Annotated in this window: 9 protein-coding genes; 2 read left to right on the forward strand and 7 right to left on the reverse strand. The window is 61.3% G+C overall.

Annotated elements, in window-relative coordinates; all coding sequences use genetic code 11:
- A partial coding sequence (locus tag AC0L3O_RS31255) for a hypothetical protein (RefSeq protein ID WP_473617558.1) occupies positions 1–193 on the forward strand: 193 nt, incomplete at its 5' end.
- Here AC0L3O_RS31255 and AC0L3O_RS31260 read toward each other — a convergent pair.
- Complete coding sequence (locus tag AC0L3O_RS31260) at positions 190–822, reverse strand: DUF6931 family protein (RefSeq protein ID WP_473617559.1); 633 nt, start codon at positions 820–822, stop codon at positions 190–192. The two genes, AC0L3O_RS31255 and AC0L3O_RS31260, sit on opposite strands and share 4 nt — an antisense overlap.
- 132 nt (positions 823–954) lie before the next feature.
- On the opposite strand from AC0L3O_RS31260, the gene AC0L3O_RS31265 reads away from it, so the two are divergent.
- On the forward strand, positions 955–1,485 hold the full coding sequence (locus tag AC0L3O_RS31265; protein WP_128172594.1) for an OmpA family protein: 531 nt from the start codon (positions 955–957) through the stop codon (positions 1,483–1,485).
- Between the two features lie 54 nt (positions 1,486–1,539).
- On the opposite strand, the gene AC0L3O_RS31270 is transcribed toward AC0L3O_RS31265, so the two are convergent.
- From AC0L3O_RS31270 to tssM, 6 genes are all read right to left on the reverse strand, one after another.
- Positions 1,540–3,159 (reverse strand): caspase family protein, encoded by a 1,620-nt coding sequence (locus AC0L3O_RS31270; protein WP_473617560.1) that lies wholly within the window; start codon positions 3,157–3,159, stop codon positions 1,540–1,542.
- A 185-nt stretch (positions 3,160–3,344) separates the two neighbouring features.
- A complete protein-coding gene (locus tag AC0L3O_RS31275; RefSeq protein WP_473617562.1) occupies positions 3,345–5,678 on the reverse strand; it encodes a M23 family metallopeptidase in 2,334 nt (777 codons plus the stop codon).
- Positions 5,675–6,181: a DUF1036 domain-containing protein gene (locus AC0L3O_RS31280; RefSeq protein WP_473617563.1), complete on the reverse strand. Its 507-nt coding sequence runs from the start codon at positions 6,179–6,181 to the stop codon at positions 5,675–5,677. Before AC0L3O_RS31280 ends, AC0L3O_RS31275 begins: the two co-directional genes overlap by 4 nt.
- A gap of 11 nt (positions 6,182–6,192) precedes the next feature.
- Positions 6,193–8,859: a serine/threonine-protein kinase gene (locus tag AC0L3O_RS31285; protein ID WP_473617564.1), complete on the reverse strand. Its 2,667-nt coding sequence runs from the start codon at positions 8,857–8,859 to the stop codon at positions 6,193–6,195.
- Between the two features lie 5 nt (positions 8,860–8,864).
- Complete coding sequence (locus AC0L3O_RS31290) at positions 8,865–9,632, reverse strand: PP2C family protein-serine/threonine phosphatase (RefSeq protein ID WP_128172598.1); 768 nt, start codon at positions 9,630–9,632, stop codon at positions 8,865–8,867.
- 159 nt (positions 9,633–9,791) lie between these two features.
- A complete protein-coding gene (gene tssM, locus AC0L3O_RS31295; RefSeq protein ID WP_473535151.1) occupies positions 9,792–13,355 on the reverse strand; it encodes a type VI secretion system membrane subunit TssM in 3,564 nt (1,187 codons plus the stop codon).
- Positions 13,356–13,358: the final 3 nt, after the last annotated feature.

Consider the following 13,358-nt stretch of genomic DNA (forward strand, 5'->3'; position numbering starts at 1 on the left):
GGCGGCGGAGGCGGCGGAGGCTGGGGATAACGGTGAATGGCGGCTGCAGGTTAGCCAGGCAACTAATTCAGAGAATTCTGCAGCCAAGTGGAATCACCTTGCGTCGCAGGAATGCGGCTTAATCAAAGAGATAGAGCCGGATTCTCAGTTCAATTTGAACGTATCCCGCTTGCGGATCCGGGCTACGATCTAACTCGTATCCGCTGATTGGCGCAGCGCCTCTGTCTCTGCCAACTGGATGCCCATTTCGACAAACGCGGAAAGAACGGAAAAGCGGTCCTCCAACGCAACGCGTGCCAGTCCGGCCAGAACCCCCGCACTCACAGCGCGGGCGGCTGTCGGCAAGGCCGATAGCGCTGGCGCCTCCATGGCTGAACCGTTGCCGTGCCGTCCTGCAGCCAGGGCAATCCAGGCGGCCGGCGTTGTTGGCTGCATTGCCGCAGCCTCGCTCACTTCCGGGCGATGGTGAGGGCTCTCCGGTTGGCTGACCCAGTCACGAACAACCGCGAGCAATTCCTGATCCCTGCTGTCGAGCAGAACGGTGAGGTGGCTCAGGCATTCATGGGCCCACCACACTGCAGCCCGCTCGGGAAGCAGGTAGGCACAGAACGTAATCGCCTCCTCGGGCACCCGCCCGGCCAGCAGGGCGCGGCAAAATTCGATTGAAGGCTGTTCGGTCGGAAGTGCCACCATGTCCCTGGAAACAGCGGGGCAGGCCATGAAAAGGTCCCGTGCCGTTTTGAATCGAAGCTCATTGGCCATGGCGCCACGCTTTTTCCCCAGGGAACAATCGACACTGAAGCCCTGGACCGGGCGGGTCAAGTCTCCAGTCCCTGGCAAGATGCGACTGCCCTCCATCACTCGTATGCTTGACGTTTATTGACAGACAACCGCTTCGCAATTTGGTATTGTCCGCAGTCGATGAAATCGATGCTCAAGACAGGAGTAACCGTTATGCGGTTGGGCAGTTTAGCCTTCGTGTTTACGGTCGCGTTTTATTCGACCCACGCTTTTGCTGATCCACTTCAGAAATCAGAAGACATCGTGAAGTTTTTTGACGCGGCGAGCGAGCTCGGCCCGCCGCGTGGAATTTGCGTCGGCACCGAAGAAGAGTGCAACAGCAAGAACAAGGCAGCGCCTGCCGAAAAAACCAGCCTCGACATGCTGATCAATTTCGGCCTTGATTCTGCGGAACTCGATGCGACTGCGCGCGCTGAACTGGACGAGTTCGCCAAGGCACTGAAGGACAGCCGACTGAGCACTTTGAACTTCGTTGTCGAGGGTCACACAGATGCATCCGGCTCGGAGCGCTACAACGAGGGGCTGTCGGAACGCAGAGCCAGATCGGTAACAACCTTCCTCACCTCGAACGGCATCGATCCTGCCCGCATCAAAGCGACAGGCCTGGGCGAAGCGAGCCCGCGCAACCCCAATCCATTCGATCCGGTAAACCGCCGGGTGGAAATGCGGATAAGGACTGAGTAGGGCCGCTCCGACCACCGAGGCACGGCCAGCGTCGACACGCCTGAAACTGGCTCGTCAGTTGTTGTTGAGCACGCCACCCACGGCCACACCGGTGCCGAAAATCAGCGCCTTGGTGAGGAAGTCGTTGTTGTCCGGCGGCGGAACATCCCGTCGAACCACGACCTGCTGCCTGCGGGGCTTCTGTGCCACCACCGGCTTTTGTGTGCGGGCCTTCTGTGCCACCGGCTTCTTTGTGCGGGCCTGCTGCACCTGTTTCTTCGGCTGTGCTCGAGCCAGATCGGCAGCGTAGCTGGCGCGCACCGAATCCATCATTGGATCCGTCTGGATCACCAGGAACGTCAGTTGCTCGCGTGTCAAAAAGGTCGTCTGCGGCAGGCCGTTTTTCGCTTGCCAGATGCCGATTGCCTGGCGGGTTTTTGGGCCTATGTTTCCGTCGATACGGCCAAGCTCGTTGCCCAAGGCTTCGATGCGCAACTGCAGATCGATGCGGCCCTGGCGATCGAGACCGATCGCGCTTTCCGTCAACTCGGTGCCCGGGGCCTGCTTCACCTCGTCCGAAACCCCAACCGAGGTGCGAACGGCTGAGCCGGAAATTGCGTTGGCCTCGTCCTCATCGACTGCCGGGACCTGCCGATCTTCGGCCTTCGGTTCGTTCAACTGGTCGATGTTCAGCCGTGCCACCGTGGCGAAGCGGCCGCTCGGAAACTGTTCAAGATAGGCTTCGTAGAACGGAATGGAATTGCGCTTGGAAGCTTCGTCCCACAGACGCTGCTCAACCTCCCAGGAAGGAGGCTCGTTGGTCACCGGGGCAGGCGCCGGTGTCATCGCGCCGGACGCACCAGCGATCGGTTTTGTGGCAGGCGCCGCTTCCGCTTTGGACTGTCCCAGGAAGACCTCGCGTCCCAGTGATGCGTTGTGCCAAGGTCTTTGGCGACCTTGTGTCGTTTCGGTCACCTGGCCGCGCACACGCGTCAGCGCGCTCTGGATTTCAACGCCAGGTTCAGTCAGGTGTCTGGCGAGCGCCGCGGAGTAGGGACTGTTTACGCCGTTGCCGTCGAAAGCGATGGCGCCGGGGTCGGTTGCATACGCAATCAAGACTCCGCCGGTTCCAACGCCGTCCGATCTTGCTTCAATCGGCGCCAGTCCGGAGCCAAACGAGGCGGAACGGCTCTTCGGCATCGAGGCGGCCAGCGTCCTGGCCAATGGATTGTCGCGGCAGGCATCGAGGATGATGACGCCGATCGCCGGCTCGGCTGGTAACGCTGCCATGAAGTCGTCGATCTGAACGGTGCGGGTCTTGAGATGAGCGGGCGATGTCAGTTCGGCGTCTATCGGAATCAAGAAATTCTTGCCGTCGACCTGCATGCCGTGGCCGGCATAGAAAATGACGGCGAGCTCGGCATCGTAGGATTGCTCGGTAAACCGACTGATGAGGCTGTGCATGCCTGCATTGTCTTGATCGAGCCCCTCGATCACCTGGAAGCCGGCATTGCGTAGCGTGGATGCGATGAGGTGCGCATCGTTGGCGGGATTGGGCAAGGCAACGGCATGGACATATTTACTGTTGCCGATGACCAGTGCTACGCGTTTGGCATCAGGCGCGGCAGCCTCGGCTCCAAGCGACGTGATGACCAACAGGACAAACCCGCTCAGAAAGACGGCAAATGCTTTCATGGTCCAGCCCTCCGCCCGCCGGGGCGCACTATCGATGTCTGCGCATGCCAAAATGGCTCCTGGGCGTATGTGATCTCGACCACAGTTTTGGTTCACAAAGGCCCAAAAAAAGTTGGCTATAGTAGCACTTGGCAGCAGGAACGCCAATGGACTAACGGCAAACTCGCGCGCCTCGAGAAGCACGTTCAAAGGGTATTCTGCATCGAGCCTATGAGAGCCGTGATCGCCTGCTTGTATTTTTCGAACTCGGGCGATGTCTGCCGGACTTCCGTCGTTGTCGTTGTTTGTTGGCTCACTTCAACCATCGCCGGGCTCAGCTTCCGCCCCATTTTCCTTTCGGCCCAGCTCACGACATAGCTGGCGGACTTGCCGGTGAGGAACGGGTTGGCTTGAATGACGGCCGATCCGAGCACGGCGTTCAATTGCGCCGAGCCCGGCGACGACAACACTTGATGGGCGCCTTCCATTCCCAGGAAATGACAGAGATAAAGCCGGCCGGCTGTGATCTGGTGGCCGCGTGCCCGAAGATAGGCTTCGCCTTCGCGCGCCAGATTGCTGACCATCTCGCGTGAGATGGTGGCGTCAAAACGCAGAGCGAGCAGGTCGGCGGTTGACAGTGTCCGCGCCAGTTCGGGGCGGTAGGTGTTCATCATCCGGATCCACGTCTTGGTTATGAACTGACCGGCGCCGGTCGCCGAAGAAAGCGGGTTCTTGGCGCGGGCTTTGCCGCCACTTTCGACTTGAACGATACGCTCGGTCAGGGTTTCGACAGCGGAAGCGTCCGTCGCGATTGCCGTAACCGTGCCCAGCGGATCGATGGCCTGGCCGTTGCGATAGAGTTCGAAATGCAGGTGCGGCCCGGTCGAAACACCGGTGGTGCCGATGTAGCCAATGATATCGCCTGCCTTCACCTTCGCGCCGACACCGCCCTTGTCAGCGAATTTCTGCATATGCGCATAGCGCGTCTCGCTGCCGTCCCCGTGCGAAATCTTCACCAAATTGCCGTAACCACTTCCATCGCCCTGAAAGACGATTTCGCCGTCGAAGGCGGCGGCTATCGGCGTGCCCAGAGGCGCCGCCCAATCGACGCCCTTGTGGATACGAACGGTTCCGAGGATTGGGTGCTTGCGTGGGCCGAAAGTCGAGGTCATGACCCCGTTGACCGGTGTGACCATGCCGTTGGCGACTGTCAGCGAGCGAACCTGATCGTCGCCGCTGACGCATGCATACTGGCCGTCGGTCTGCTGGAACACGAAACAGTCAAGGCTTTTCTCGCTACCCCGGACGCCAACATACAGCACCCGTCCGGCCGTCTCTTCCTTGCCACGCGGCCTTTGCGAATAGATCAGGACCAGACGCTGGTCTTCGCTGGCGAAGGCATCCAGATCCTGTCCTCGCGACAGATACATGATCGCTTCTCCGATCACGCCGGTTGGAACCTTGTTGCGCGCTGCTGTCGAGTAGATCGCGTCGAGCAGCCGGTATTGCCTTTTGTGCGTGCCTTGCGCCTGTGCGCCCGAGTAGTTGAATAAATCTTCGCGGACCCACGGGTCGACACCAGACACAAACACACCGGCGGCATTGCGCGTCAGCGTGCCGACAAATACGTTCTTGGCGTAGATCGAAACCTGCATGAGGGACATGGTTGTCGTCTCGCGCGTCGGCCTGAAACCGCGCATGGCGACGACATGACCTGGCTCAAGGCTCTCCCGATTGAAAAGCGCCTTCAGTGCCTCGCCTGCCAGCCTGGCATCCTCGGCGGAGAAATGCGCATCGAGCGCAACGCTGTCCAGGCTGCGGTCGTTGAGGATCTTTACGAAAATGTCCTCGGTAGCCTCGTATCGTTGATGTTCACTGATGACATTTGCAACGCTTGTGTTGTTTTCGATCTGGGTTTTCTGGAACGCGGGAAGGGCTGCCTCGCCTGAATCGATTGTTTCGCCCCAACCTGCTTCGGCATCATCGGTATCCCCCTGCGGGTCCGAAGCAACCGGAGCCTCGTTTGGAACGGGCGGTGGCTGAACATCGTTTTGCAGCTCGTCGGATGGCGCCGGCGCGGTCTGTCGCTGCGCCTGGAAGAAAGCGAAATCTTCTTGCGTCGACGGTATCGTTGTCATGAACTTTTCGCTGGCGCTAAGCATCACGTCGGACAGAATTTCGATCTGCGGAGAAACGCCGGCCTGATCCAGCTCTGCCGGCCGCGGGATCACCTGGCTTTTTGTTGCGCCGCCGGTGTCGGGCGCAAGGGTGATCCACATCGGGTCGCCCGGGAGATCGATGATGGCAGGCACATAGACAGATGCGTCGGCCGGCACATCGTCGGTTCCCTCGACGGCGCGCAACTCCTCATCTTCGTCGCCAAACGACCAATAATCGGCGGTGAGATAGAAGCCGGCAGCGATCGACAACAGGACAGCCACAGCAAGACCGGCAAGCAGCCTGCGCCAGAGCCTGCGTCTTCGCAGGGCGGCGCGCGCCTGCTTTTTCTGCCTGAAGCTTGTGTCGATACTGTGCGTCACGGATTGCTTCCGGTCAGAAAAAAGGTCCACCGCACCTGTTCAAGCGTATCGACTTCGAGAAATCGTGCGGCGATATGGCCGCGCTGCCAGCATTCATCGATGCCGCGTATCGAGAAACGCCGCCGGTCGATGCACATTTCGGTCGACCCGGTCAGGGTCGCATGGCCAAAAACGTCCGTCGCATAGATGTAGATGTAGCGGTTGGTGAGTTCCTCGCGGATGACGTTCACGCACTGATTTGCGCCGATGGTCCACCAGCCATCGGTCTGGTCCGCATTGTCGACCTTTTGGCCGACAGCGAGATTGACGACGTCGAGCGTCTGATTGCAGACGGTGAATTCGGCGCGCGCTTCGTGGGACGACAGGAGAGCCAGCAATGTCGCGCCCAATATCACCACAAGTCTGGTACGGCCTGTCAGGGCAAGCAGGCTGCGAAGCCAGTCACGCTGATTGTTGGGCGGGACAGCGGTCAGGAAGGAAAAACGCGAGCTGCGGAGGTCCATCGGCGTCCATGCTACCCGCCGAGCCGGAAGTACTTTGCCGTGGCGGAGAACTCAGCTCGGTTGGCGTCGATCTCTTCGAGTATCCTGGGCAACAGCAGCGCGGCTGGTGTCGGCTCGGAGAACGCCGCAGCGTGAATATCCTGTGGACCCGTGATCACCATTATGATCTGCGGCACGACCTTGCCGGCCGCCTTGTCGGCTGCGCCGAGATCGATCGGAATGTTGAAGGTCGCCTTGTCCGCTTGCGCCAGCATAAGATCGTCGAGGCTGAATGCCATGCCCCTGTGGTCGATCAGCAGCACGCTGGAAATCAGGCCGCCCTGCGTCACCAGCGTGCCACCGATCGGCGAGCCGCTCGGCACCGTCGTTCGATCGAGAACAAGCTGCGGCTTGTCAGCCGGCATCTGGTCCAGAAAGCGCAGAAAGTTGGTGACTTCGCATTGAGCCGGCTCAATGAGGCGGACGCTGATGTCCGGTTCGACACGGAATCTTGCCTGGAAATCGGACAGCATTCGTTCGAACGGCTGGACCTCCGTGCCCAATCCTTCGATGGCGGCGGCGGCCTCGGTTGCCGACGTCAACGTCGCATAGAAACAGTCGCCGCCGTTGAAGTCCCGCACCCAGGAGACCCGTTGCGCAGCGGGGTCGAGGGCATTTTTCGGCGGCAGTTCCAGGTCCGGTTTCGGCACGTTCAAGGCAACAGTGGCTTCGCCCGGCTGTTTGCCTGCCGCCGGCTCGTCCTGCTGCCGTTTTGCGTTCGCATCATCCGTCTGGCTTGCCGCGGGTTCGGGCACCCGCCCGGCCGCCTTGGGTTGTGCCTGCTGGCTGGCCGGCCGATCGGGCTTCCGGCTCTCCATCATTTCGGGCTGGACCGCTGCGGGCGGCGAGGCCTTGTCGGCCGGCGGCATTGGCGCGACCTGGATGCGCGGCGGAACCGGCGTTTCCTCGGTTGGCGAAAGGACTTCGGCGGGCGGTGTCGGCTGCAACTTTTGATCAGCCGCGGCATCTGCCCGATCTTCAGCTGGCGATGGCGCCTCGGCTGCCGCCGGCTCCGAGGTGTCCTCGGCGGCCGCCCGCTGCGGGGTTTCCTCGGTTGGCGAGAGGACTTCGGCGGGCCGCGTCGGCTCCAGCCTTTGATCCGCCGCGGCATCTGCCCGATTTTCAGCTGGCAACTGCGCTTCTTCTGCTGCCGGCTCCGAGATTTCCGCGGATGCCGCCGGCTCCGAGCTTTCTTCCGATGCCAACCGCTCCGGGGTTTCCTCGGATGGTGAGAGGACTTCGGCGGGCCGTGCCGGCTCCAACTTTTGATCCGCGCCTGCCTGACTTTCGGTTGGCGGCGCAGTGGCTTCTGTTCGTGACTGCTCAGGTGCAACTGCTTTTGCCGGCTCATCGCCCGGCGAATTTGCCGCGCTGTCCGTCGGACCCGGTTTGGATGCTTTTGGCGACAAGAACGCTGTGTCGCCGGCGGTCGGCGTGGAAGGCGCCATCACGCCGCTGAGATAAACGCCTGCACCCGACGCGACAGCCAATGTCGCCAGGACAGCGATCGCGATCGATCGGGTCCTGGCGGACTTTGCCGGGACCTTTGGCAAGACCGCCCGAGCAGGACCGGCAACTGGCGACGGCCTTGGCTCGGACAGAAGCGCCGGCCGGACATGCGGAACGAAGCGCTGCTCACCGGCGGCCGCCGGAGATTGACTTGCAATCTTGGGGCCGGCAATCTCGGGGCCGGCAAGCCTGGGGCCAGGCGCGGCGGTTCCCCCGGTTCGCGGCGTCCGGTCGCGCGGTGTGATCGACGTTGGCGGCCTTGTCTCCTCGTCCGTGTCGTCACGTGTCGCCCTGGCGATATCGGCCATGCTGATCGGCCGGTCTTGTGGGTCCGGCTGCAGCATGGCCTCGACAATTCCACGAAAATCGGCGTCGATGTCGGAGAGGTCCGGAACGGTTCGGCGTTTTTCCACGATCTCGTACTGGGAGCCGCCCATGTCGATCGGTTTCCCGCGCAGAGCAGCGGCCAGCACCAGGCCCAGGCTGTAGATGTCGGATTGCTCGCTGACATCGCCGCTGTACAGCCCGAGTTGCTCGGGAGAAACGTAATTGTACTTTCCCGCGAACTTTCCGCCGATCAGCGTCTCGCCGCCGACGGTCGCCGATCGCGCGATGCCAAAATCGATGATCTTTGCGCGATCGACCCGGCCTCCTGGCAGGATGATGTTATCCGGGGAGAGGTCGCGGTGTATCGCTCCGGCCTGGTGCACGGCGCTCAAGCCGGAAGCCAGACGATGGCAGAGCTTGCGCACGTCTTCCGTCGGCATCGGGCCACGTCCCATGATATCGAACAGCGATTGGCCGTCGACGAACTCCATGGCGAGGTAGGGGCGGCCGATACCCGGGTCGATCGTGAAGACGTGATAGCGCACGACCGCGTCGTGCGACAAATGATTGAGGATCGTCGCTTCCTTGCGGAACAGCGACAGGATCGTCTGGTCACGGGCGAACTCGGGCAATACGATCTTGATGGCGACATGGTCGCCGGTCTGGATGTTGTGGCCACGGTAGACTTCGCCCATGCCACCGAATGCGATTCGCTCGTCCAGTTCATAGATGCCGCTGAGTTGCGTGCCGACCGCTGTGGTGGCCACGTCAGGCGATATCCGCGTCTTGTCGTCGGCGCTCATCGGCCTCAGCCTTCCGCTCTGGAAGGACCGGGATAGGCCCCATTGCGCCCGTCTCCGATCTTGACGAGCACGATCGTGACATTGTCCGTTCCCCCGCGCGCCAGCACCATCTGCAGCAGGTTTTCGCAGGCCGCCTGAGGTGTCGCCGACACCGCCGCCGCCTCGATCTCGGCGTCTGTGACATGCGCTGTCAGCCCGTCGGTGCTCAACACGAATATGTCGCCCGGCATGATTTCGCCTTGCTGGAAATCGATCACGATCTCGTCGCTGACGCCGACCGCATGGGTGATGACGTTGCGGCGCGGCCAGGCGAGTGCTTCGGCTGCGCTGATCATGCCCTTGTCGAGAAGTTCCTGGACTTCGGTATGGTCCTTCGAAATCTGCGAGATCGAGCCGTTGCGGATCAGGTAGACGCGACTGTCGCCTGCCCACAGGCAGGCAAACCGCCCATCCATCGCCAGCAGGGCGGCGACAGTGGAGCCAATGGTTACCCCACGGGATTGCGATATCCTGCGGATTTCGGCGTTGGCCCGGCTCAGCCGGTCCTCGAAGCGCGCGCGCAGATCCGGTGCAGAGCTTGCAATGCCGATCGTTGCCAGATGATCGACGATGCTGGCCGAAGCGACTTCCCCGGCATCATGGCCACCCATTCCATCGGCTACCACCCACAGGCCGGTTTCCGGCTCGACCAGATAGCTGTCTTCGTTGAGCTCACGGACACAGCCTCTGTGGCTAACGCCGAAGCTTTCAAAGGGAAGGGCGACAGTGTTCACTTTGCCACCAAGCGCTTCTCAAGCGTCCTCTGCGGCGCCCCGTCAGGTGCTCGCTCGCGCCAGTTTGCCACAGGCTCGAACGTTAGAGTATCGAAATAAACGTCCGCCCATCTGTTGCCGATGGACAGCCGCACCGTGTTGGGAAATTCAAAAATCATCTCAAAACGCCTTTGGACAGCTGAACCCGGAAAGCGCAGGAAGGAAGAGAGGGTTTTGGTCCGAACTGGCCTGGACCGTATAGGCGACATCGCGTCCGCCGATCACGAAGCGGGCTTGCGTGTTGCCGCCGGTGCTGGTGATATCGGCCTTGTCCAGCAGGCGCTTCAGTGCCCACGGACCGTCGAACTTGATCGCGGACTCACGGCCCGGCATTTCGGGAATGAGGCTCAGGCTCGCCGACGCGGAAGCCATGCCGCTCGGCCAGGTCACCGTGCTTGGCGCGTTGCCGGCCTGGTTGCTTTGGACGATCTGGCCATCGACGTCGAGTACCGCCGTATCGGCATCGCCATGCAGTGAAAACGGTGTAAAGGTGACACTGACCGACGGCACCGAACCACCTGAAGGAAAGAAGGCGTTGCGGATTTCCGCCGCCAGCTGGAAGTTTTTCAAGGTCGACTTCGACAGGTCGCGCCCGAAACGCGCATCCTGCTTCCAGTTCCAGTCCTGGCCGGTCATGTCGATCAGCGATGCGAGATTCTGTGCGAAGAACCGGTCCATCAGCCCGCCTGGAGCGAACAGTTTCGCAAAATCCGCCATCGCAATATCCTCCGGGCCATCGCTGGCGAAGGGATAACGGCCCTCGACCATCTCCTCGCAGGCGCGCGTGACCGTCTGGTCGAGCAGCTGGTTCAAATTCGTCAGCGAGGTTTCTGCGACGTTGCCGTCAAGCTCGTCGGCGGTCGCAGTAACCATTCGGGCGAGTTGCTTGGGCAGCCGCGAGACATTGGCGCGAAGCGTGGATATCTGCAGCTGCAGATTCATGTTGGCGCGTTCCGTTTGCGAAGGGATATCGGCCGCCAATTGCAGGCTTTGATGGATGTCGCGGAAATTCTGGGTCAGTGCATCGATCGGGCGGCGCCCAGTGGGACCGCTCACCAAAGCCTGGAATGATCTGAATTGCGCTTCGATGTTCGCCCCGGGGTACTGGTTTTGCGCGCGAGCGGACCCCGTGCCGGCCCGGCTTTGCGATTTGCCGCCGGCGATTTGAATGCCGATGCGGGCCAATCCGCTGGCGATATCTGCAGCGTTTTGCGGCTGGTTTTGAAGCATGCCGGCTTCGGCCCCGGAGCCTGACTCTTCACTGGAACCAGCTTCTCGCGTCAGCGCTGTTTCGTCGGCTATCGCCGTAAAAAGCTGGTCGATTGGCGAGCTTGGTGACGCGGCGGCGGAGAGCGCGATATAGTCCGGCTTGTCCTCCAGCATTGGCTTGAACTTCAGCTTTTCGAGAACGCCGTTCCACGCCGCGGCGAACTCCCTGCCATAGCGCTCGACAAGTTCGGGACCGAGTTTTGGCAATTCCTGGTCGATGCCGCCTTGCTCGGCGCCGCCGCCGAGAACCCACTGGTCATCGACAAGCATCTGCGCGATGCGCGAGAGTTGTGCGAGATAGAAGTTGTTGAAGCCGCTATAGGTGTAGATACCGGGAACGCGCAGGCCCGACAGATCGCCACCATCGACACGCTCGAACAACAGCTGCGCTTCCGGGCCGCCTTTGACGGAGACTGAAAAATCGTCCAGTGCTGCGGCGTATACCGCCGACTTCACCAGGGCAGAGGCACGATCGGCAAGGCTCATGCGTCCGAGCGAGCGTTGAGCGGCTTCGACAAGTGGCTGGTTGAGTTCGAAAACCGGATCATAGGCGTCGTCCAACGCCAGCATGGCGCGCAGATGCTTTTCGAGTTGCGCCCGTCCCTCGCGGTTGTTTTCACCCGGATACCGGTTCTGCTCCCAGTCCTGCCTCATCCACGACACGATCAGTTCGTCGTCGACCTTGGGCGCCTTGCCGCCAAGCATCATGTAGATCTTCAGCGGTTCGTAGAGCGCGGTGGGATCAGCCATCCTGGCCTGGATCGTCCGTTCGGCCTGAAGCAGCAGGCGCGAGCGGAACATGCGCTCCAGCGCCTGCCGGTAAGCTGTCTTTGATGCCGAAAGCAGTCTTTGCCGCTGACTGAGACCGAACGTCTCCTGGATCGGGATCGGCAAGGCACCGGTGTCAAACCCGGCCGGCAGTTCGCGTAACTGGTCGAGCGGGCCGATGACGTTTTCAAGGTCGACGTCGGCGACTTCAGTGCTTTTGAGGAGCGGGTCTGCCGTCTCGCGATACTGGCTTGCAGCTTGCGTGGTGGAAGCGATCAGCGACCTGTTGGCTGAAAAGCTCAGGGCCAGGGTGCCCAGAGCCGCAGCAGCCATCAATGCTATTGCGCCAAGGCCGCCATACCTGGCGATCGCTGCACGCCTTTCAGCCGATTTGTCGTATGAAACCCAGCCGGATTCCGCGAAAATGACGCCGGTCAGAAGATCATGCAGGAAGAAGCTTTTGCCGGTGCCGGAAAGATGGGCGCGAGAAGCGCTGCCGAAACTGCGACCGATTGCGCCCAGCACCTGGTCGATCGGCGTGCCCTCCTGCGTGCCTGACGAAAAATAGAATCCGCGCAGGCTGACATTCACCTGGCTGCGGGCCGGATCGAATATGCTGGCGACGAAACCGGCAATACGGCTTTTCAGCGCGTCGAATTGAGCTGGAAAGCCAAAGATGGCTATGCGCGCGACCGGATCGGCCTCTTCCTGCAGGCGGTCGGCCATCTCCTCCGCCAGGCGCTTTGCCAGTGCGTCGAATTCGGCCGGTGCCTCACCGGCCATGTTCTTGCTGCGATCGGCGGTCTGGAATGTCGCGCCCCACACTTTGCGGCGGCGCTGCTCGTTGAAGCCGCCAAAATAATCCATGAAACCGGAGACAAGGTCGGCCTTGGTGAAGAGCAGGTACACCGGGAACTGGATTTTCAGTGTTTCGTGAATTTCGCGCAGACGGCTGCGTATTTCGACGACATGGGCGTCAAACTGCCGATCATCGAGGCTGATGAGATCGGCAAGGCTGATGGCCAGAATAACCCCGTTTATCGGTTGCCGGGTGCGGTATCCCTTGAGCAGCGACAAGAAGGCGAGCCAGCTCTTCTTGTCGCTCTGCGCATTGGAATCCTGCGTGGTGTAGCGCCCGGCGGTGTCGATCAGCACCGCCTGGTCGGTGAACCACCAGTCGCAGGATCGTGTGCCGCCAACGCCGGCCACTGGCTGGGCGTCGCCCGAACCGGCAAGCGGAAAATTCAGGCCCGAATTGACCAACGCCGTTGTCTTGCCGGCACCAGGCGGGCCGATGACGACGTACCAGGGAACCTCGTAGAGGAAATTGCGCTTGCCGCTCGACCGCTTGAGCGCAGCGATGGCTTCATTCATCCGAGTCTCGAGCACCTGCGAGTCGTCGTCCCTGTCGTCGTTGCGGGCGACTATCGTCTCGAGCGCCTTTTGCGCCTTTCGCTTTTGCCAGAAACGCACGCCATAAAGCAGCGTCGCGATCGCAACGATCACGCCGATGATCGTCACGCGCAGCCAGACGGGTGCCAGTGGACGCGTGTCGGCAAAGCGGATCAATGGTCCGGCAAACCAGACGGCTGCCGCGAAACCGGCCAACGCGATCGCGCTGAATATCCGCAGCAGCCAGCGCGTCATCGG

It is taken from the genome of Mesorhizobium sp. WSM4810 (genome assembly GCF_055811235.1).